Below are 21,529 nucleotides of genomic sequence, written 5' to 3'. Positions count from 1 at the left end.
ATGGCCCGCAGTAAATTCTTAAAGGGCTTTTCCCGGTTTGGGTTTTACCTTCTTATTATCATTGTGAGCATTTTTATTGTGCTTCCCTTTGTGATGATGGTTACCTATTCCCTGCGGACTTCCACGGATATTTTTTCCCTGGATGTTTCCCTGTTCCCCTCAAAGCCAACCCTGGCGGCGTACAAGCACGCGCTGTTTAATTACAGTTACAGCGGATATGGGTTTCTTACCTGGAGCTGGAACAGCCTTGCGGTCAATCTGGCTGCCACGTTCCTGGCGACCTTCTTCGCGGCCATGTGCGGATACGCGATTTCCCGGTTCAAATTTACCGGAAAGCCCGTACTGTGGTTCATCATAATGCTGACCCAGACGGTTCCCTGGATCGTAATCCTGATCCCGTATTACATAACCATTGCCCAGCTGGGGATGGTGAACAAGCTGTGGTCTCTGAGCCTCACTTACCTGGCGGTTTTTCTGCCCACCAGCACCTGGCTGTTTGTCGGATTTTTCAACAATATTCCCATTGAGATTGAGGAAGCGGCGAAGATTGACGGATGTTCGGTGTGGCGGATTTTCTTCAGTATGATTATTCCTTTGTCCATATCCGCCATCGCGTCCATCGCGCTGGTGGCGTTCGTTTCCGGGTGGGGTGATTATCTGTTCTCGTCGGTGATGATCAAGTCCGCCTCCAAGTGGACCATGCCCCTGGGGCTTACCAGTTTCCGCGGGGAACATACCATTCTCTGGGCCGAAATAATGGCCATGTCGGTGATTGTCACCCTTCCTATTGTAGTGTTATTTATTTATCTCCAGCGTTATCTCGTCAGCCTCATGGCGGGCGGAGTAAAACAGTAGGACGGAGGTGAGGAATGCTGTATTCAGGTCTCAATGGTCTGCCCTTTGTTAAGAATGAAGAATCCCGTTCGGTCAGCCCGGAAAACCCCGGCGGATCCAAAGGCGGCGGCGGAAAGGCCGCGGGCAAACTCGGTCCCGGCAGGAAAGGCCGGGCGTATATTGATATCGATCAGGGTGAAACCGCGGTTCTCGCCGACATTGAAGGCCCCGGGGTCATAAACCATATCTGGATTACCGTACAGGACAAAACCGATAAGGGTGTGTTCGTACTGCGGGATTTTGTGCTCCGCATGTACTGGGATGATGAACAGACGCCCTCCGTTGAGGTTCCCCTGGGCGACTTTTTCTGCAACGGTTTTTCGACCAAATGCAATGTGTATTCCATGCCGATTCTGGTGGCTCCCTATGGGGGATTCAATTCCTTTTTCTCAATGCCCTTCCGCCGCCGGGCGAGGATCACCATCGAAAACCAGCATCCCGGACCGATGCACGCGTTTTTTTACACGGTAAACTATTCTCTGGTTCCGGAACTTCCTCCGGAGACGGCCTATTTCCACGCCCAGTGGCGCCGGGAACGGGTCACCGAAATAGGCCGGGACTACGTTATTGCCGACGGCATCCGGGGAACGGGCCATTACGTCGGGACCTATCTGGCCTGGACCGCTTTGGAACGGTACTGGTGGGGCGAGGGTGAAATAAAGTGCTACATCGACGGTGATACGGACTTCCCGACTATATGCGGAACCGGTGTGGAGGATTACGTCGGCGGAGCCTGGGGTTTCTACGAACTCGATGAATCGGGATATTTCAGGACCGAGGAATCAACCTACTGTTCGCCCTTTATGGGCTATCCGTTTTATTCAAAAATCGACAATACCCGGCCCAAGGCCTACGGATACGACGCGCTGCCCATGCACGGTTTGTACCGCTGGCATATTTTGGATCCCATCCGGTTCAAAGAGGATTTCCTTATTACGGTGCAGCAGATCGGCCACGACGGGGACACCCTGTTTGAGCGGTCCGACGATATTGCTTCCACGGCCTACTGGTACCAGATGGAACCCCACGGTGCTTTCCCGGCCCTGCCGCCGGCGGAACAGCGGAGGCCCCGGTAAGTTACCGCAGTTTTTAACTCATTCTTAAATATTGAACCTCACCGCAGGTTGTCATCGTAAGGAGAAAAAATGCATATTTTTATGAACGGACTGTCATCGCTGCCGCTGATGAACAGCGGGAAAAGCAGGGCTATCAACGCCGAAAACCCCCGGGGCGAAAAAGGCGCCGGCGGCCAGGCTTCAAGTATTCTGGGAAAATCCCGCAAAGGAGCGCCCTGCCTTCCGGAAATAAAACCCGGAGAAACCGCGGTGCTGGCGGAAATCGACGGCCCGGGAATCATTCAGCATATCTGGTTTACGGTAATCAACAAAACCAGTGACCGCAATCCCTTTGTGCTCCGGGATCTGGTGCTGCGGATGTATTGGGACGATGAGGAGAATCCATCGGTGGAGTCCCCCCTGGGGGATTTCTTCTGCTGCGGGTTCGGCCAGAGCTATACGGTTAATTCCATGCCCATCGCGGTTAACCCCAGCCGGGGCCTCAACAGTTATTTCGCCTTGCCCTTCCGAAAAAAAGCGCGGATAACCCTGGAAAACCAGAACGAAGAACCGATCCCGTCCTTCTTCTACCATATTGATTATTGTCTGTACGATGAGCTTCCCGCGGAAACCGCCTATTTCCACGCCCAGTGGCGGCGTCAGGCAATAACGGAAAAAGGCGTGGATTACGTGATTCTGGATAATGTCAGGGGAAAGGGCCACTATATCGGAACGTTCATGGCTCTGTCGGCCCTGGAACGGTACTGGTGGGGCGAAGGGGAAGTCAAATTCTACTTTGACGGTGATACGGACTATCCGACCATCTGCGGTACCGGCCTCGAGGATTATTTCGGCGGCTCCTGGAGTTTCGCTGGATACGATGAATTCAATAATATGCACGAAACCCAGTACTGTACTCCTTTCCTGGGATATCCCTTCCATTCGACCAGGAACTCGGCGGTGACCTTTCCGTACCACGACGATTATACTCCGGCTATGCGGAGTTTTTACCGGTGGCACATTCTCGATCCTATCCGTTTCGAAGAGAATCTGAAGGTTACGGTTCAGCAGATTGGGGTGAATGCCCGGGGGCTGTTCGAGCGGCAGGATGATGTTTCCACCGTGGCGTACTGGTACCAGGCTGAACCCCATGTACCCTTCGGACCGCTGCTTCCCAGAATGGAACGGTGGCCCAGGTAGGGAATCAGGGTACCCGCAGTATACAGAGACCATTCACAGAAGCATGGCGGTAACGGGTCCGGGGGCCTGTCTTGAGGAAAGAGTGTATGGCTCCTCAGCGGCCTTCGGCCTCGAAAGTCGCTCATACACCCTTTCCTCAAGCCACCCCGCGTTACCAATAAACAACCATGCTTCTGTGCCGCTGCCGGGCAGATACTGCGGGTACCCTGCCGTTGAGAGGTGCTGGGTATGGGTTGGTATTTCGGGGTGGTGGTGTGCCCGGCTCCGATTATCAGTTGTCCTATGAGGTAAAGACATATACCTAACGGTAGGTATGATATATTTAGATGTCATAGATCTGAACACGCGAAGCCCTCCTGACCGGGGCAGCGCCGGGCCGGTTAAGCCGGAAAGTACCCGGCGTACTGGTAACGCCGGGTCTGTCGTATAAAACGACTTTCGAGGCCGCAGGCCGCTGAGGAGCCAAACCCATTGCTCTATGACAGGCCCCGCGGCACCGTTATACACGGGTGCTTTCCGGATTGAAAGACCCGGTGTTCCCCCTCATCCCGGGTTGGAAAAATCCGGTATTCATAGTAAGCTACGGCCAGGGAATCAAAACTGACCGTGCAGGCTTCAAAGCGTTTTTCTCAAACAGCATTATCAAAACTCCGTTCGGAAATAGCCGACGCCGGGGGCAATGAGGTATTTGCCCTGGGATATATCGGAGAAGACGGAATAATCGATCGGCTGGAAGTCGCGTCCCGGGGCAATGAGGATTCGGTCCTTGCCCTCAGGGACCGGATGGGCGAAGCCGATGTGATGATCCACAACCATCCGTCGGGATTCCTCACCCCCAGCGACAACGATCTGGTAATAGCCTCGCGGGCGGCTGAAAACGGAATCGGTTCTTTTATTGTGGACAACGGGGTAACCCGGGTGTACGTGATCGCCGAGCCGACCCGCCGCCGGGTTTTAAAAAAACTCGATCCCGGGGAAATCACCGCCGCGCTGGAGCCCGGCGGTGCCATCGCCTCCCGGCTCCCGGTATATGAAAACCGGGAATCCCAGCTCGGGCTGATGCGGCTTATCATCCGGGGATTCAACGAAGACGCCCTGGTGGCCGCGGAAGCCGGTACCGGGGTAGGGAAATCCTTCGCCTACCTGCTGCCGGCCCTCAGTTTCGCCCTGGCCAACGACGAACGGATTGTAATTTCCACGGCCACTATCAACCTCCAGCAGCAGCTTTTTGACAAGGATATCCCCCTGGTCGCGTCGGCCCTGGGGAAAAAAATAAAGACCGTTCTGGTTAAAGGCAGGGGCAATTACCTCTGCCGGCGGCGCCTGCAGGACGCCCTGACCGAGCCATCCCTGGATGAAACCGAAAATACCGAAATCCGGTCCATCGCGGAATGGGCGGAAACCACCAAAACCGGCAGCCGTTCGGATCTTCCCTTTCTGCCGCTGGAGAGCAGCTGGTCCCGGGTCTGTTCGGAACCGGACATGTGCCTGGGTATGCGGTGCCCGGAGCGGGAGCGCTGTTTTTTCCTTGCTCTGCGGCGGGAGACCGCCGACGCCCGGATTCTGGTGGTCAACCATCATCTGCTCTTCGCGGACCTCGCGGCCCGGCATGAGGGGGCAGGCTACGACAGCACGGTGGTGCTTCCGCCTTATACGCGGGTAATTATTGACGAAGCCCATACTATCGAAGGGGCGGCAACGTCCTTCTTTTCCCGGGAATTCAGCCGGCTCGGTGTTTTCCGCCAGACCGGGCGGCTTTACCGCAAACGCCGGACCAAGCAGACCGGCCTGCTGCTCAGGCTGGCCGCTATCAGCGCCAACGGCGACAAGCTCGATGACGCGGTGGACCTGATCCAGCGGCTGCGTTCCGCGGCGGACGCTCTGGATACCGCGGCCCTGGAGCTGTGCGGCGGGGAAGGGGTATACCGGCTGACCCGGGACCGGGCTTCCGCCGTAAAAAACACCCTGGTTCCCCATCTCTTGGATGTGAGAAAGCACATCGCCTCTCTGGCGGGAATGGTCCGGGATATGATCGAATCGGTGCCGTCCCATGATGACGACAATCCGGTAATTTGGGAGGTAAAATCCCTGGTGCGGAGACTTGAGGCTATCGGAAGCACCGCGGGGAATTTTATCGCCTTTGAGGAGCATCCCGATGAAGTCCTCTGGCTGGAACGCCACAAAGGTTCCTCCGGAGATCCCTGGGTTAAATTCACCGAAACCCCCCTGGATGTGGCGCCGTCCCTGGGGGACGCGCTTTTTTCGCCGAATAAAACCGTGGTCTGTGTTTCCGCGACTTTAACCATCGCGGATTCATTCAATTACTGGATGCGCCGTTCCGGGCTTTCGCTCGGGGAAACCCGGGAAACACTCACCGGCCAGTATCCGTCGCCCTTTCCCTATTCCCGGTCGGTTCTCCTGGCAATACCTCAGGACGCGCCCCTTCCGGATCAGGGAAGCTACCGGGGCTTCGTGGACGCCGCGGTGGGACAGCTTGCCGAAATTTCCGGCGGATCGGCGCTGGTGCTGTTTACGTCCTACGACGCCCTCCGGAGCGCCTACGCGGCGGCGGCCCCGGTTCTGACGGAACTGGGAATCCGCTGCCTCAAACAGGGTGACGACGACCGCGGCCGGCTGCTCCAGGCTTTTCTCGAGGATGAATCATCGGTGCTTTTCGCCACTGACTCCTTCTGGGAAGGGGTGGACGCCCCGGGTAATACCCTGCGGCTGGTGATCCTCTGCCGGCTCCCCTTCAGGGCTCCCAGCGATCCCGTATTTGAAGCCCGGTCCGAAGCGGTGGAGGAACGGGGAGGCAGCCCTTTTATGGAACTGTCCCTTCCTGATGCGGTGATGAAGTTTAAACAGGGCTTCGGGCGGCTCATGCGCCGTTCCAGCGATCACGGGGTTGTGGCCGTCCTGGACGGCCGGGTGCTCCACAAACGGTACGGGGAACTGTTTATCCGGTCCCTTCCCGAAACCCGGCAGAGCTTTTCGGATTTCCACTCCATGCTCCGGGAAACGGAATCCTTCCTGTTTCCCTGAGCTGCCGGAGGACTACTCCCTGCCGTGGCTGTCGAAGATGGTTTTTCCCAGCTCGGCTTCCGCGGGATCGATTTCGTCACGGTATTTTTTCAGGGCTTCCTTTTCATGCTGCAGACCGGTAAAGGTATACCGGGTGTTTCCGCGGTCATCCAGGGCAACCTCCGGCATGGCATAGCTGCCTATTTCCTTTATGATGGTCTCCCGGCTGGTTTCCATATTCTCGGGGCGGCACAGTTCCGTCTGGGGGTCTATTTCCTTTTCGGAAAAATCAACGGGCTTTTCCCATATCCGGGCGTAGGCATCCTTCCTGAGGTTTTCGAATTTTATCTTTTCATTTTCTTTTTTATTGAAGAGCTTGCGGAGTCCGGGAATCAGCCAGAAGATGGCCGAGAACACCAGGGGAATGATCCCGAGGCCGATGGTGATTACCGGCAGGGGATTTTCAAGAAACCGGTAAAACAGGACGTACGAAACCCCGTACAGGTAGGAACTCGCTTCCAGCTGGGCCTGGGTAATGATCGCGCCGGTATTGAGGGCATTAAACAGGAAATACGAGCCGAATCCCAGGTTGACCCCGTTGATAACCGAAAACCAGGTATTCATTTTTTTTGAATTGGACGAAAACGCCTTAAGCCGTTTAAGGGGGGATGAAAATCCCCGGAACGTGCGGTCCTTTGTGTCGGACCGGAGGAGCAGACTGTCAAACCGGTATACAATGGTGCCGTCTTCGGTTGCTTCCGGGCTCCCTTCGTATTCGACGCAGTATGCCGTGATTTCCTTTTCCGCTTCTTCGGGGGATTTCCCCGTCAACGTCATAAACTCCGGCAGGGAGATCACCCCCCGGTTGGCCTGAATATACGCCAGCACGCTCTGCCGTTCCCTGGAGGGCCAGTCGGCGTTGGGGTCGCCGTCGCCGAAAACAAATGAGAATATGGCGTGGTACAGGGGCCGGCCTTTCGGCCGTTTCCGGGGATTGTTGTAATACGAAGGGTCCAGGGGTTTGGTCAGTTCCGAATAAAACCAGATCCGGATAATAAGGTTGAATATGGACGACGCCATATACATCCCGCCGAACCCTCCGCCCCGGTTTGAGGAACGGCTGTCAGACCGGGAGGAAGAACTGGCCCCTACGGATATGACCATGGAGGCCAGCGCAAGAAGCATGAAAAAAACAAAATAGCCCACCAGCATGACCATTATCCAGACTTTGAAAGTCCAGGTTCCGGCGGTTTTGAGGGCCGTCTTCAGTTTTTTGCCGAACCGTTTTAAACCCGCCCGGAACCCCCGGTACTTGCTGGAAAATCCCTGGGGAAAGGAATACAGGATTTCCCCGGATTCGGTAACCTCCAGGCGGCCGGAAAATTCGTCCGCCGCCACGGGAACGAGTTCACGGACTGTTTCCAGGGAAAGGGCCGTCCGCGCGGTAATATCCGCCAGGGTTGCGCCCCGGCGCTGTTTCTTAAAAGCATCAATAACTTTCTGGTAAGCTTTTTCATCCTTTACAGGATACTTCATGGACACTCCGGATTCAGGTGTTTATTTCTGCACCTATAATGTCCGTTATATCGCCGTTTTTTTCAAGGACCGAAGCGATGGTCAGGCTGTTAAAATAGTTGTTCATTATATTCGTTACTTCCATCCAGACGGGGTGGGCGGGGCAGTAACCGACCTTCGGGCAGTCTAGGTCGGTCTTTTTGCAGGGCGTCAGCGTCAGCGCCTCCCCGGCGGCGTCTAAAACTTCTTTTATAGTGATTTTCTCAATCGGCTGGGCAAAACAAAAACCGCCCCCGGGACCCCGTACCGAGTTAACGATACCCGCCTTCCGCAGCTTAAAAAAAATCTGCTCCAGAAAAACAGAGGAAATGTTTTCCTGTTCCGACAGGACGTTAATTGAAACCGGAGAGCCCTCACTGCCTAGGCGGGCCAACGTCAGGATTGCCCTGAGGGCATAGCGGCCGCGGGTGGTAATTCTCATATTTGCTCCAAAACTTTTTATGACAACCTTACTCATATAATTATACCACAGTATTGAAAAATTCATCTATAGTGTAATTTTTTTCTTTGCTTTTTATCCGCAGCGCCGCGGTTGACAGTTCGTAGTCTGACGTAGTATCTTATGGTATTAAAAGACCTTACAAAAAGGTACACCTAAAGACGCCATTGAGGAAAATGGCAAGGAGAAAGAATTATGGCTCAGGCCAGTAAGAATGCCCGTACTTCCAGCACCACCCAGAAGTTTTTCTGCTCCTGCGGGGGAGAAGTAAAGATGAAGACCCTGTTCGAAAACGGCAAGGTTAAGAATGTTGCCGAATGCGAAAAATGCAAACGGACCGAACGCCGTCCTTCGGACTTTAAATAGCGGTACGTATAACAATTGACACGATACCGGCGCTTTGATAGCCTGGTATTCTGATTTTCGAAAGGTTTTTCAGAGCTGCGGCTTTGAAAACAGCAGAGTTTTGTATATTCAATAAGCAATATTAGTTTTTTGGGGGTTTTCCTTTGGCAGGTAAAAGTAGTTCAGCAGAAAAACGCCATCGGCAGAGTGAAGAACGGCGTATCCGCAACAAGAGCGCAAAAAGTTCAGTGCGTACCAGTGTTAAGAAATTCGTTGTCCTGGCACAGCAGAAGAATATCCCCGAGGCGGAAGCTGCTCTCAAGGATATGATCAAAAAAATCGATTCCGCTGCCCAGAAGGGGATTATCAAGAAAAACGCTGCGTCCCGGAAAAAATCACGGATGCAGCTGCTGTTCAATTCTCTTAAAACAGCACAGTAATAGGTACGTGCCGGCTGTGATTCCGGTCCCATGATTCCTCCGGGAAAACATGGATATTGGGGGCGTAATGGCGGGGAATAAAGTTACCAAAGCTGACATTATTGATTCAATCTATCAGAAGAAAGGACTTAACCGGAAGGATATTCGGATGGTGGTCGATTCTTTTGTGGATGAAATAAAGGATGCCCTTATAAAAAACCATGTTATTGAACTGCGGGGATTCGGGACCTTTGAAATCCGTGTCCGGAAGGGGCGGAAAAAGGCACGGAATCCCAAGACCGGCGAGCCCGTATCGGTAAATTCCCACGGAGTGGCGGCATTCCGGCCGGGAAAAGAGTTAAAACAGGATGTCTGGAATATCACCGACAAAGCCGAATAATACGGGGCCGGTCTCAGCCCTATGACGCCAGTTTTCAGCCGGCCCGGCCTGCGCCGATTCCTTCTGCACTTCTGCGCGCTGATTGCGGGGGTCGTTCTTTTTGCCGCCTCCTTTCCGAATCTTCTTTTTGAAAACGGTCTCCCCCTTCTTGCCTGGATCGCCTATATTCCTATTTTCTGGCTTATCAATGATGTCGGCATAAAAGCCTCCATTTTCTGGGGAGCCCTGTACGGATACGCCGCCTACGGTCTGTTCAATTACTGGCTCAGCGTATTCCATCCCCTGGCGGGACTCATCGTCGGTATAATTTACCTTTTCTATTTCGCCGTTCTTTTTCCGGTTCTGAAAGGCGCGGCGCTGCTCTTTCCCCGGCGCGGGTACATCCTGCAGTGGGCGCTCTGGATCGCCTATGAGTACCTGCGGACCCAGGGCTTCCTGGGATACCCCTACGGCATAACCGGATACTCCCAGTGGAATATGCTGCCGGTAATCCAGATCGCCAGCCTTGGCGGCGTCTGGGCGGTATCGGCCCTGGTGATTTTTCCTTCGGCGTATATTGCCCGGGCCCTGAAGAACGGTTTTGACCGGAGCAGCCTAACGGTTTTTTTCAGGCGGGAATGGTTTTTCGCGGCCCTATGGATTGCGGCCCTGGGGGGAACCCTCATATTCGGCGCCGCATCCCAAAAGGATTATTCCACGGCGCCGGCGGCGCGTTTTGCCCTGATCCAGCACAACACCGACCCCTGGCGGGGCGGCCTTGCGCAGTACCGGATGAACTACGAAACATTAAAACGGCTTTCCCTGGAAGCCCTGGACCAGGAAGATAAACCCGATGTTGTGGTCTGGTCCGAGACCGCCTTTGTTCCCCGGATCCACTGGCATACCACCTACCGTGAAGACCGCGGTTCCTATGAGCTTGTCCGGGAACTGCTGGACTTCCTCTCGGAGCAGACCGTTCCCTTTGTGATCGGGAACGACGACGCCCGCCGGGAGCTGAGCGAAAACGGAACCTGGGAGCGGGTGGATTACAACGCGGCGATGCTCTTTGACCGGGGCGAGATTGCCGGTCAGTACCGGAAGCTGCACCTGGTGCCTTTTACGGAGCATTTCCCTTACGGGAAACAGCTTCCCTGGGTGTATGAAGCCCTGGCGAACGCGGATACCCACTTCTGGGAAAAAGGCGCGGACGCCACGGTTTTCGATATCAACGGACTTCGGTTTTCCACACCCATCTGCTTTGAGGATACCTTCGGATATATTTCCCGGGAATTTGTCCGGAACGGGGCGGAGGTGATTGTCAACCTTACCAACGACGCCTGGTCCCACAGTCTGCCCGCGCAGATGCAGCACCTGTCCATGGCGGTCTTCCGCACCGTGGAGAACCGCCGGTCCATGGTACGGTCCACCGCGTCGGGCCAGACCTGCGGAATTGACCCCAACGGGCGGATCATCGCCATGGCCGAACCCTTTACCGAAAGCCAGCTCACCGTATCTGTGCCCGTTGCCGCCGGCACGACCCTGTATACCCGGTGGGGGGATTACCTGGCGAAAATCTTTGTCTGGGCCTCCCTGCTTGCTTTGACTACGGGAATTGTGGTAAAAATCATAAAAATCAGAAAATCGAAATACCATGATTCCGATTGACAAGATATTATGGTCGTAGGAAAATGAAATACGGTTTTTCCCCTGGATTAATCAAAGGAAGGAAGATATGAATTCCCGAAAGAAGATACTCATCGTTGATGATGAACAGATAAACCTTGAGTTCTTCGATGTGATGCTGACCAAACTTGGGTTTATTGTCGAAAAGGCCGAGGACGGGGTCGAAGCCCTGGAAAAGGTAAAGCGGTTTATGCCCGACCTGATTATGCTCGACAATATTATGCCCAAGATGTCCGGCTGGGAAGTAACCAAGACCCTTAAAAATGATCCGAAATACCGGGAAATTCCCATTATCATGTTTTCCGCCATGGATGATGTCAAGGATAAGGTCGAAGGGTTTGAGCTCGGTGTGGATGATTACATTACCAAACCCTACAATTTTTCCGTTGTCCTCGCCCGTATCCGGGCGGTCCTGCGGAACCGCGAGCTTCTGGGACAGATCGTTGTCCGCGAATCCCGGCTTACCCTGGCGGAAGAACTGAGCACGGATATGAAAAATAAAGTTGCGGCCTTCCTCCAGAGCATGGATGACCTGGACAATACCATCGCGGTCTTTAACCAGAAGGGAATAACCATGGATGAAGAGGCCACCGTTAAGGTGGTCCAGGCGGTTCAGGCTAAGACCGCCGCGGTGCGCAAGAACATCGCCGAGCTGGACGCGCGGATCGAACGGACCATGGTTGAATGGGACGATCTTAAGAAAAAGGAAATCGGCCTCAAAACTCTGGAAAACCAAATCAGACGGGATTCCCGGCCCGAGCCGGATATGGTCAAATAGGATACTTCATGGCAAAATATTCAGGGTCTGCAAAAAAAGGCGCCGCTCCGATTGTCGTGTTCGGAAACACAACCCAGTTCAGCGGCCGGCTCAAGTTTAAGGAAACCCTTAAAATTCAGGGGAAATTCAAAGGTACCATCGAAGCTACCGGCGCGCTGATTATCGACAAGGGAGCCCTGGTTGAAGCGGATCACATTTCCGTGGCATCCCTTACCGTATACGGGACCGTAATCGGATCCGTCCGGGCGGTTGATAAAATTGATATGTTCCCCGGCGCGGAAGTCCGGGGAGATATACAGGCGGCCCATCTCCGGATCGCGGACGGCGTTCTTTTTGAGGGGCAATGCAGCATGACCGGCCTCGACAAGGATGTGGAAATATTTTCCCGTCCCACGGAGGAGATAAAGGCGGAACTGCAGAGAAACAATGGCTGATGATACAGTGTCATCCATAATTAAAAAACTGGCGGAAAAATCGTGGCGTTTGGCGGCGGCCGAGTCCTGCACCGCCGGCCTTGTGGCGGATCTGATGGCATCTGTCCCCGGAGCCTCGAAGGTATTCTGGGGTTCTTATGTTACTTACAGCATTGAATCAAAAACCAGCATGCTGGGGGTAGACCCGGACCTGATATCCCGGCACGGAGCGGTCAGCGAAGCCTGTGCCCGGGCGATGTCCTCCGGAGCCTGCCAAAAAAGCGGCGTCCAGTGCGGGGTTTCCGTTACCGGTCTGGCGGGCCCCGACGGCGACGGATCCGGTCTTCCCGTGGGGACCGTATGGATCGCGGTTACAATTTCCGGATCGGGCACATCCGCCCGGGAGTACCGGTATACCGGATCCAGGAACACGATCCGGCGGGCCGCCGCGGAAGACGCGCTCCGGGAGCTGTATAACCGTATTCGGTAGCCGGACAACGCTTGCCTTGACAGAAACAGGCGAAAGGAATTATAGTTATTAATACAATCCTTTCAGTACCAATTCAATCAGACAAACAGGAAAAAGCACGTTTGAGAAACCGTGGCAAAAATAACTTATTCATTCACGTCCTACCAGATCTTTCAGTGCGATAGGTACGTATACGGAGCAACTCCATGGCAATTGTGAAGAAAACAAGACAGACAAAAAATGATAACGCGGCGGAATCCAGAGGAACGGAGCAGGGTGAATTAGCCCTGGCTGATGCTGTTCCCCGGGAAACCTCTTCCCAGGCATTCGACAGCCCGGAAGCCTCTTCCCAGGATTACGGCGGAGAAGCCCAGGAAAAAACATCCTCGGAAGAAAACGCTTCCGACGACGGGGCCGAAAACCAGGGCAAGGCTGTGGTAGTCCGCGCCCGGCCCAAAAAAGCCGCTTCCCGGTCTTCGGGGGGCAGAAAGGCCCCGCATCAGGGTGACCAGGACTCATTCTCCGAGGGGAATGAGAATACCCCGCCGGAATCCGGCGAATCCGTTCCCGAAACGGGCGGAGCCACCGCTAATTTCCAGGGCCGGGGCAAAGGCCGGCGGCCCTATGACCGGGGCGGCGCCCAGGGACCGGGCAGCAACGGGACGGCCCAGGTCGCATCCGGACCCGTGCCGGGACTTCCGAAAAGCCTTCCTCCCATGCCCGATATCTACGGAAAACCCGAACCCCGGAGCGACCAGGATAACGGCAAACCGAGACTTTCAATAAACGAATTAACCAGGCTCAATATGATGGATCTCCGGGACCTGGCGGCGTGCTACGGCATATCCCACGAGGATATGGTAGCCATGAAAAAACAGGAAGTTATTTTTTCCACCCTTAAGGCCCATACCGAACGGGGCGGCATCATCTACGCCTACGGTTCGCTGGAGATCCTGCCCGACGGATACGGGTTCCTCCGGAGCCCCCAGAATTCCTATCTTCCCGGCCCGGACGATATTTATATCAGTCCCAGCCAGATCCGGCTTTTTGCCCTTAAGACCGGCGATACCGTTTACGGCCAGATCAGGAGCCCCAAGGAAGGGGAACGTTTCTTCGCCATGCTCCGGGTGGAGACGGTAAACTACGACGACCCCACGGTGGCGCAGAACCGCATTCCCTTTGACAACCTGACCCCCCTGTACCCGAATGAGAAACTCAACCTGGAAACCACCACCGAGGAAATTTCCCCCAGGATCATCAATCTTTTCTGTCCCATCGGCAAAGGCCAGCGGGCTATTATCGTCGCGCCTCCCCGGACGGGAAAGACCATCATGATGCAGAAAATAGCCAACGCCATCACGCGGAACCACCCCGAGGTATACCTGATCGTTCTTCTTATCGATGAACGGCCCGAGGAAGTTACCGATATGGAACGGACCGTCCGGGCGGAGGTTATTTCCTCTACCTTTGACGAACAGGCGACCCGGCACGTGCAGGTCGCGGAGATGGTCCTCGAAAAGGCGAAGCGCCTGGTGGAGCATAAAAAGGATGTGGTTATCCTTCTGGACTCCATCACCCGGCTCGCCCGGGCGTACAACCAGACCGTCCCCACGTCGGGAAAGATCCTTTCCGGCGGTGTGGACTCCAACGCCCTGCACAAACCCAAGCGTTTCTTCGGCGCGGCCCGGAATATCGAGGAAGGCGGCAGCCTGACCATCATTTCAACCGCCCTGGTGGAAACCGGGAGCCGCATGGACGAAGTTATTTTCGAGGAATTCAAAGGAACCGGCAACATGGAAATCAACCTGGACCGGCGTATCTCCGACCGCCGCCTGTTCCCGGCGATCAACATCAAAAAATCCGGAACCCGGAAAGAGGAACTGCTCCTCACGGAAGAGGAAATGCAGCGGATTTGGATACTCCGGAAGGTTATCAACCCCCTGGATGACGTGGAGATTATCGAACTCCTTATTGACAAGATGAAGAAAAGCAAGAATAATGAGGCGTTCCTGCGGTCCATGAATACCGGATCCGCCGGAATGGATTAACCGCAGCCGTAAAATTTTGCGTTTTACCTATTTTTTAGTATATTGATACTTGGAGGATATGAAGATGAAAGACGGAATTCATCCCAAATACGAACCCACTAAAATTACCTGCGCCTGCGGGAACGTGATTGAAACCCGTTCCACCGCAAAGGATATTAAAGTAGAAATCTGTTCTGCCTGCCACCCCTTCTTTACGGGCAAGCAGAAGCTGGTGGATACCGCCGGTAGGATTGAGCGGTTCCGGAAGAAGTACAACATCAAAGAAAGCTGATCAAAAGGTTACTGCAGGAAACCGCCCCCAAGGGGCGGTTTTTTTTATCCCCGCAGGCCTGACGGGGTTACGGAAAACAGCCGAGGATTTTCGGCTCCGGAAGGTGCCAGAGCAGCATTATCCGGCAGGGAGTATCGGCGCCGTCGGTAAAGACAATCCTCCCGCTGATTTCCAGCATAAAATCGACCTCATCCCAGGCGGTATAGCGGATTCCCCGGATATTCCGGACCGTAAGGCGGGGCAGCCTGTCCGGCGCGTCCGGTGACTCCGCGGCATAGGGACCAATGCGGTACAGCATGGCCAGGTATTCGTCTTCGTCGTAATCGGGGCGTACCTGTTTTTCAAAAAGGGGCTCCCCCTGGGCCATGAGAAAATCGCCGTCCCTTTGGGAAAAAGCCCGGGAAAGCAGGCTGAGATACGCTCCGGCTTCCGCGGGAATAGAACGGAAGGCTGCCGTATTCAGGCCGTCATCGAAATCCCCGGGCCGTTCGGGGCTGCCGCCGGTCCCCCGTTCCGCCGCGGCTCCGGTTCCGCCGTATTCCGCGGTGCTGCCGCCGGGACCGGAAACGCAGCCGGAAATCACTGCCCAGGAGAGAACCGCGAGAACCCCGCAGAAAAATTTATACTTCATAGGTAAAAGTATAGCAGGAACGGTGGCTTTTTCCCCTAAAATCTTCATCCAGGGTCGCTTTTTTCATATCCCGGACCGTGAAGCCGGGAAAATCCCCGGGATCCAGGGTGAAATTCCGGGCGTTGGTGCTGAACCAGAGGGTGCCGGCGGGGGAGAGCAGGGTCAGGCACCGGTCCGTGAGCTCCCGGTAATCCCGGCGGATATCCAGGGTTCCGCTCATCTTTTTGGAATTCGAGAACGTCGGCGGGTCGAGGATTATGAGATCCCAGCGCAGGCCCGCGGCGGCGGCTTCCCGGAGAAACCGGATGCCGTCCCCCCGGATAAACCGGTAGGGTTTTCCGCGCCGGCCGGCGGCGGTAAACTGTTCCGGGGTTATTTTTTCAGCATCAAATCCATTGAGTTTGAAATTAACCATTCCCCAGTCGAGATAGGTGTTTGACAGATCCACGGAGTCAATGCCCGCGGCACCCCCGGCGGCGGCGTACACCGAAAAGCTCGCGGTATAGCAGAAAAGGTTCAGCACCCGTTTGCCCGCAGCCGTATCCCGCACCATGGACCGGGTTTTCCGGTGATCGAGAAACAGTCCCGTGTCGAGGTAGTCCGAAAGGTTGACCCTGAACAGAAGGCCCCCTTCGGAAACATCCCGGAAGACCCCTTGCGCCTGTATCCGTTCGTACTGGGATTTGCCCCGCTGGCGTTCCCGCTGTTTGATAAAGATGCTGTCTTCGGGAATATCCGCTGCCCGGGAAGCGGCGGCGGCCATGGCCGCAAGCCAAAGCGCCTCCTCCTGCGGATCCTTTTCATAGGGCCGCTTGTACAGCGCCCCCGCCAAATTTTCACCGTATACATCGAGGACCAGGGGAATTTCGGGGATATCCCGGTCGTACAGCCTGTAGGCGCCGGTACCGGTCCGGCGGGCCCATTTTCTGAGGTGCCTGAAACGTTTCGTCAGCCGGTTGTACAGCATTTCCGCCTGGAGGGCGGTTTTGGTATCCGCCGGGGAATCAGGCATTTTTATTTTCGAGTTTCCGGGCCTGCATCATCACACAGAGCATGGCGTACCCCGAAGAAAGATCCTCTTTCTGGACGAGAACCCTGTCGGGAACCTTCAGTTTGACATTGGTGAAATTCCAGATGGCATCCACACCGGATTTGATAAGGATATCAGCGGTTTCCTGGGCGTGGGGGGAGGGGACCGTAAGGATTGCCAGTTTTACCCCGAGATTTTTAACCTGGATATCCATGGACTCAATGGGAAGGACCGGTACACCATGGACGGTGGAACCGATTTTGCGGGGATCCATATCAAAGGCCGCCACAAGATTGAGTCCGTGGAACTGGAACTCCTGGTACCCCATGAGGGCTGTTCCCAGGTTGCCGACCCCCACAAGGACCGCGTCCTGGATGTCGTCCCACCCGAGAAAGTGCTCAATGGCGGTTATAAGCGCGTGAACGGGATATCCCTTTTTCGGCTTTCCGATTATTCCGGTTATGGAAAGGTCTTTCCTGACCTGGATTGGTTCAAGATTGAGCTCCTGGGCGATAATCGTACCGGAGATATATTCGCTTCCTTCGCGTTCTACCTGCCGGATTATATGGAGATATGAAGGCAGACGGCGGACCGACGGGGCGGCGCTTATTTTCTGTTTTGCCACGGTAACTTCCTTAGCTTTTTGTAGGTACTGAATATTTTTGTAATTAGTAATACGATAAATATAAATCGATAAAAAAGTCAAGAAAAAACTCGTCCGCCCAACAGTTTTTACCGGAGCTTACGGATCATTCCCGATAAAAATTATTGACTTCATGTTTAAACCATGGTAATGTAACGTTATTGTTATAACAAATATGTTATAACAATGCTATTTTAATACCGGAACGGATGCGGAGAATACCAAATGGATGCAGTGAAATTTTATTACGAATATAAGGAACACGGATATTTATCCAATTATTTTGTTATTGATATATCAGTGGACGGCGAAGTGTACCGTTCGGTGGAGCATTACTATCAATCCCAGAAAACCCTTGACCCGGAAATGGCGGATCGCATAAAAAACGCCCCCACCTGTGACGACGCCAAGACCCTGGGAAACAGCCCCGGGCTCGTACTCCGGGAGGACTGGGGTACGTACAAGGTCGATGTGATGCGGAAGGCCCTGGAAGCCAAGTTTACCCAGCATGTAGCCATGAAACGGCAGCTCCTGGATACCGGAGACGCCGTGCTTATGGAGGATTCCCAGAAGGATTATTTCTGGGGAATCGGCGCGGACGGAACCGGTAAAAGCATGCTCGGGAAGCTGCTCATGGAACTCCGCTCGGAACTGCGCACCGCCGCGGTTCCGAAGACCTGATAAGGGACTTTCATGAACGGCCGGAAAATTTACCTTGAAGAAAATGAAGCGATCAACCGTTTCGTACAGCTGACCTACCAGACCCTCAACAGTTCCGCCCCGGTTCCCTTAAGCCGCCTGGAATCATCCTATCTGGCCATGAACAATGTCATCCATGAATCCGCGGGAGAGAATTTTCTCGACGCCGGCGCGTTCTCCTATGTATGTTCCCGGCTGCCCCGGTGTATTTTTTCTGTTAAGCAGATTCTCTTCGGTCAGTCCGAATCGATACTGGAGGAGAACGGCGTCCCCATGGCCTCATGGGCGGAGGTCTACGCCAAGTCACGGCGGCGGCGGTACCTGTACAACGGCGCGGAAACGCTCATTGCCTTTATCGCGAGCAAATCGGACATTGACGACATGATCCCCGCGCTTCTGGCGTTTCAGATTGAATGGAACAAAGCACATGACCTTCTGCAGCAGATTCAGCTCCCCTCCGGGGATGCGCCCTTGGACAGCGGGGTGTATGACGGCATCGCCCGCGCCCTGGGGATCACCGCCGAACAGCTCGGAAAACTCAGCCGGATATTCGAAGAAGACTTTCCCCGGATTATTGCAACCATCCGGGAAAAACAGTGCAGCCTGGCGGTCCAGAATTACGAAGCCTCCTACTGCCGGTACCGGAAGGAAACCGAAATCTGGTGGAATGAAATTTACGCCCGGTGTCCGGAAATCGAATCCCGGCCGATTTATTTCGTTTCATCGAATTCCCACAGCCTTATCAATGTCCTCAGCGGCTTCGCCCGGTACCACGAAACGGAAATCCTTGATTACGCCGCTGCGGTCCCGGATTCCGCTGACCTTCTTAATGAGTACCATAAAAATAAATCGGGGATTCCCGGTGATTCCAGACAGCGGAAGGACAATATCCTTTTCTATCTTCTGATGAAATACGAACAGGACCCGGAACAGGGGCCGGCGATTACGGAGAAACGCCTCGCCTGGGAATCGAACGCGGGCATTGTCAGGATTGCCAGCCCGAAAACTCTGGATGTTCCTACCCAGGTTATCGATCTTAAAAAACTCGCCCGGTATTCCTCCCAGAAGAAGGACTGTCCCTGGCTCCCGGCTTTTCTGGAGGAATCCAACGCCCTGATCCTGAATATCGATTACCCCCTGGGGCGGACCGCGTATTTCATCCTCGATAAAATCGCCGAGCACGCGACAAAACTCCTGGGGGTATACGTCATCGGCAAGGCCGCGTCCCTGATCGCCGACCGCGGGGATGTGATTATTCCCGCGGTGATTCTGGACCAGCACACCCGGAACCAGTACTTTATCGAAAACTGCATGCGGGCAAAGGATGTAACGCCCTTTCTCGACGCGGACGTGCATGGAATTTACGACAACCAGCGGGCGGTAACCGTTCTGGGAACGCTGCTCCAGAACACGGACATGCTCTACGGCCTCCAGGCCGCGGGTATCACCGACATTGAGATGGAAGCGGGGCCCTATCTTTCGGCGGTGTATGAAATGACCTGGCCCAAACGGTATTCCGAAAACGAGACCGTCAGTATGGTGTCCCTGGATATGGATCTGGGCATAATCCATTACGTTTCGGACAATCCTCTTTCGTTGCACCGCCTGGATAACAGCCTCGAAACCGACGGGGTCGATTCCACCTACGCCTGTACCAACGCGGTGCTGGAGAAGATTTTTTCCCGGGAAAGGAGGTCCAATGCTCAATAAGCAGCGTCCCAAGGATTTTTCAGCCAGGTACTCCCGGAAGGAAGTCGGTACCGCCGCATTGTTTTTGCTGCCTGCCTTCGCCATATTTATCGTTTTCAAGTACCTCCCTCTGATCGATAATTTCCGGATCAGCCTGACATCCTGGAATTTTCTTTCCCCGGTTAAAAAGTTCGTCGGGTTTCAGAATTACAAGTCCATATTCGCTTCGGAAACATTCTGGCTGGTCCTGAAAAACACCTTCACCTATACAATCTGGTCCACGGTTATTTCGATTGTCCTGGGATTTCTGGTCGGCGTTGTGCTGTACCAGCGCCGGACCATGGGCTCGAAGATACTGCGTACTGTTTTTTTTATACCCAACGTTACCACCGCGTCGGCGGTCTCCATCCTGTGGATATGGCTCTTTGATCCGGACTTCGGTCTGTCAGGACAGATTTTCGGCGCCCTGGGCCTTGAAAGTCCCCGGTGGCTCTTAACCCCCGGATACGCCATGTGGATAATCATTTCCCTTTCGGTATGGCGGAGTGTGGGGTATGTGATGCTCATTTACATGAGCGGCCTGGCGGGAATATCCGATGAAATTTACGAAGCGGCCCGAATCGACGGAGCCTCCCCGGTGCAGCAGGTATTCAAGATAACCATTCCCCTGCTGGCGCCTACTACCTACTTCCTGGTTATCACATCCCTGATTCAGGCCATGCAGGTGTTTGACATTGTGTCGGTCATGACCGGGGGCGGTCCCTACAACACCACCAATGTGCTTAATCTGTATATTTACCAGACCGCTTTCGCCCGGAACCGCGCGGGAACCGCCGCGGCGCTGTCGGTGGTTCTGTTTTTTATACTGCTTATTCTGACCGTTATCCAGCGGACCATTTCATCGAAAAAGGGGGAATACGAATCATGAGCACCGCAGCCGTATCCCCCGGCCGGAACGCCGGAAAAACAATCTTTAGCGGCATCGGCATCGTATTTATGGCGCTCATGACCCTGTGTATGGTGGTGCCTTTTCTCTGGATGATAATAACCAGCCTGCAGCCGGACTCATCGGCGGTGCTTACCCGGCCGCTCAACATTCCCTGGCCGCCGCGGTTCTCCAATTACGCGAAAGCCTGGGTGGTGCAGCCCTTCGGGATTTACGCGGTAAACAGCCTTATTACCGCTGTCTCCGCCACGGTCCTCCAGCTGATTACCGCGATCCTGGCGGCGTACGCCTTTACCAACCTCCGTTTCCCGGGGAAGAACTTCCTGTTTATTCTTGTGCTGGCGGTGCTGATGATGCCGACCCAGGTCGCAATCATCCCCCTGTATTCAACCATATCGAAGCTGGGATGGCTCGACACCTTTAAGGGACTGATAATACCCTTCGCGGTGGACGCCTACGGCGTTTTTCTCATTAAGCAGAATTTCAGCACCATACCGAAGGCGTACGTTGAAGCCGCCCGGATTGAAGGCGCGGGCCACGGCCGGATCGCCTTTACCATCATGGGGGTGCTTGCCCAGCCCGCGCTGATCGCCTATGCCCTGATGGCGTTTAAGTGGCGGTGGAACGACTACTTCTGGGTTCTTATCATGACCTCGAGCATCAACCGGAGAACCATGCCGGTGGGTATTGTCATGATGAAGGAAGTCAGCGACGGCGGCACCCAATGGCATCTGCTCATGGCGGCGACCATAATCGTTCTCGCCCCCATGATAATACTGTACCTGGCGCTCCAGAAATACTTTACCAACGATTATATGAAGGGCGGAATGAAAGGGTAATGTTTCCGGTACTGCCGGGGGTCTGTCAGACCGGGCTGTGCGGGTTTATTTAATTTCTGTAAA

At 54.5% G+C, this 21,529-nt stretch carries 21 protein-coding genes and 1 pseudogene; 17 read left to right on the top strand and 5 right to left on the bottom strand.

Annotation, left to right across the window (positions count from 1 at the left end; genetic code table 11):
• From JFL75_RS05585 to JFL75_RS05570, 4 genes are all read left to right on the top strand, one after another.
• Positions 1-855, top strand: coding sequence for a carbohydrate ABC transporter permease (locus JFL75_RS05585; protein ID WP_215625703.1), 855 nt, complete (start codon positions 1-3; stop codon positions 853-855).
• A gap of 14 nt (positions 856-869) precedes the next feature.
• Entirely contained in the window at positions 870-1,970 is a 1,101-nt protein-coding gene (locus JFL75_RS05580) for a glycoside hydrolase family 172 protein (RefSeq protein ID WP_215625702.1), read from the top strand.
• Positions 1,971-2,039: 69 nt separating this feature from the next.
• Positions 2,040-3,149, top strand: coding sequence for a glycoside hydrolase family 172 protein (locus tag JFL75_RS05575; RefSeq protein ID WP_215625701.1), 1,110 nt, complete (start codon positions 2,040-2,042; stop codon positions 3,147-3,149).
• Positions 3,150-3,755: 606 nt separating this feature from the next.
• Complete coding sequence (locus JFL75_RS05570; protein ID WP_215625700.1) at positions 3,756-6,191, top strand: helicase C-terminal domain-containing protein; 2,436 nt, start codon at positions 3,756-3,758, stop codon at positions 6,189-6,191.
• A gap of 12 nt (positions 6,192-6,203) precedes the next feature.
• Here JFL75_RS05570 and JFL75_RS05565 read toward each other — a convergent pair whose 3' ends face one another.
• Both JFL75_RS05565 and JFL75_RS05560 read right to left on the bottom strand, forming a co-directional pair.
• Positions 6,204-7,706, bottom strand: coding sequence for a hypothetical protein (locus JFL75_RS05565; protein ID WP_215625699.1), 1,503 nt, complete (start codon positions 7,704-7,706; stop codon positions 6,204-6,206).
• 13 nt (positions 7,707-7,719) lie between these two features.
• Entirely contained in the window at positions 7,720-8,166 is a 447-nt protein-coding gene (locus tag JFL75_RS05560; protein ID WP_215625698.1) for an RrF2 family transcriptional regulator, read from the bottom strand.
• A gap of 213 nt (positions 8,167-8,379) precedes the next feature.
• Here JFL75_RS05560 and JFL75_RS05555 point away from each other — a divergent pair, with 213 nt between their 5' ends.
• The 9 genes and pseudogenes from JFL75_RS05555 to rpmE all read left to right on the top strand — a co-directional run bounded on the left by JFL75_RS05555 (position 8,380) and on the right by rpmE (position 14,989).
• Complete coding sequence (locus JFL75_RS05555) at positions 8,380-8,550, top strand: hypothetical protein (protein ID WP_215625697.1); 171 nt, start codon at positions 8,380-8,382, stop codon at positions 8,548-8,550.
• A gap of 143 nt (positions 8,551-8,693) precedes the next feature.
• Positions 8,694-8,969 carry a 30S ribosomal protein S20 gene (rpsT, locus tag JFL75_RS05550; protein ID WP_215625696.1) on the top strand — a complete coding sequence of 92 codons (276 nt, stop codon included), beginning with the start codon at positions 8,694-8,696 and terminating at the stop codon, positions 8,967-8,969.
• 67 nt (positions 8,970-9,036) lie between these two features.
• On the top strand, positions 9,037-9,348 hold the full coding sequence (locus JFL75_RS05545) for an HU family DNA-binding protein (RefSeq protein WP_215625695.1): 312 nt from the start codon (positions 9,037-9,039) through the stop codon (positions 9,346-9,348).
• 21 nt (positions 9,349-9,369) lie between these two features.
• Positions 9,370-10,992: an apolipoprotein N-acyltransferase gene (gene lnt / locus JFL75_RS05540; protein ID WP_215625694.1), complete on the top strand. Its 1,623-nt coding sequence runs from the start codon at positions 9,370-9,372 to the stop codon at positions 10,990-10,992.
• A 67-nt stretch (positions 10,993-11,059) separates the two neighbouring features.
• Positions 11,060-11,788, top strand: a complete 729-nt coding sequence (locus JFL75_RS05535; RefSeq protein WP_215625693.1) for a response regulator transcription factor — start codon at positions 11,060-11,062, stop codon at positions 11,786-11,788.
• 8 nt (positions 11,789-11,796) lie between these two features.
• A complete protein-coding gene (locus JFL75_RS05530) occupies positions 11,797-12,222 on the top strand; it encodes a bactofilin family protein (protein ID WP_215625692.1) in 426 nt (141 codons plus the stop codon).
• Positions 12,215-12,691: a CinA family protein gene (locus JFL75_RS05525; protein ID WP_215625691.1), complete on the top strand. Its 477-nt coding sequence runs from the start codon at positions 12,215-12,217 to the stop codon at positions 12,689-12,691. Before JFL75_RS05530 ends, JFL75_RS05525 begins: the two co-directional genes overlap by 8 nt.
• A gap of 743 nt (positions 12,692-13,434) precedes the next feature.
• A pseudogene (rho, locus tag JFL75_RS05520) lies at positions 13,435-14,718 on the top strand (transcription termination factor Rho); the annotation flags it as partial.
• A 64-nt stretch (positions 14,719-14,782) separates the two neighbouring features.
• Entirely contained in the window at positions 14,783-14,989 is a 207-nt protein-coding gene (rpmE, locus tag JFL75_RS05515; protein WP_215625689.1) for a 50S ribosomal protein L31, read from the top strand.
• A gap of 67 nt (positions 14,990-15,056) precedes the next feature.
• Here rpmE and JFL75_RS05510 read toward each other — a convergent pair whose 3' ends face one another.
• From JFL75_RS05510 to JFL75_RS05500, 3 genes are read right to left on the bottom strand one after another with little or no spacing between them, the layout of a single operon-like run.
• Positions 15,057-15,620: a hypothetical protein gene (locus JFL75_RS05510; protein WP_215625688.1), complete on the bottom strand. Its 564-nt coding sequence runs from the start codon at positions 15,618-15,620 to the stop codon at positions 15,057-15,059.
• The gene (locus JFL75_RS05505; protein WP_215625687.1) at positions 15,610-16,632 is read right to left on the bottom strand and encodes a class I SAM-dependent methyltransferase; all 1,023 of its coding nucleotides are present in this window, start codon (positions 16,630-16,632) and stop codon (positions 15,610-15,612) included. The genes JFL75_RS05510 and JFL75_RS05505 overlap by 11 nt, the downstream gene beginning before the upstream one ends.
• Positions 16,625-17,275, bottom strand: coding sequence for a redox-sensing transcriptional repressor Rex (locus JFL75_RS05500; RefSeq protein WP_215625686.1), 651 nt, complete (start codon positions 17,273-17,275; stop codon positions 16,625-16,627). The genes JFL75_RS05505 and JFL75_RS05500 overlap by 8 nt, the downstream gene beginning before the upstream one ends.
• A gap of 243 nt (positions 17,276-17,518) precedes the next feature.
• On the opposite strand from JFL75_RS05500, the gene ybiA reads away from it, so the two are divergent.
• The 4 genes from ybiA to JFL75_RS05480 are packed head-to-tail and all read left to right on the top strand — an operon-like array spanning position 17,519 to position 21,466.
• Positions 17,519-17,974 (top strand): riboflavin biosynthesis intermediates N-glycosidase, encoded by a 456-nt coding sequence (gene ybiA / locus JFL75_RS05495; protein ID WP_215625685.1) that lies wholly within the window; start codon positions 17,519-17,521, stop codon positions 17,972-17,974.
• Between the two features lie 12 nt (positions 17,975-17,986).
• Positions 17,987-19,702, top strand: coding sequence for a DUF6909 family protein (locus tag JFL75_RS05490; RefSeq protein ID WP_215625684.1), 1,716 nt, complete (start codon positions 17,987-17,989; stop codon positions 19,700-19,702).
• On the top strand, positions 19,692-20,609 hold the full coding sequence (locus JFL75_RS05485) for a carbohydrate ABC transporter permease (RefSeq protein WP_215625683.1): 918 nt from the start codon (positions 19,692-19,694) through the stop codon (positions 20,607-20,609). The genes JFL75_RS05490 and JFL75_RS05485 overlap by 11 nt, the downstream gene beginning before the upstream one ends.
• Entirely contained in the window at positions 20,606-21,466 is an 861-nt protein-coding gene (locus tag JFL75_RS05480; protein WP_215625682.1) for a carbohydrate ABC transporter permease, read from the top strand. The genes JFL75_RS05485 and JFL75_RS05480 overlap by 4 nt, the downstream gene beginning before the upstream one ends.
• Positions 21,467-21,529: the final 63 nt, after the last annotated feature.

Origin of the sequence: Breznakiella homolactica, from assembly GCF_016616095.2 — a bacterium.
Lineage (GTDB): Bacteria > Spirochaetota > Spirochaetia > Treponematales > Breznakiellaceae > Breznakiella > Breznakiella homolactica.
This window is presented reverse-complemented; position numbering and strand designations above follow the sequence as displayed.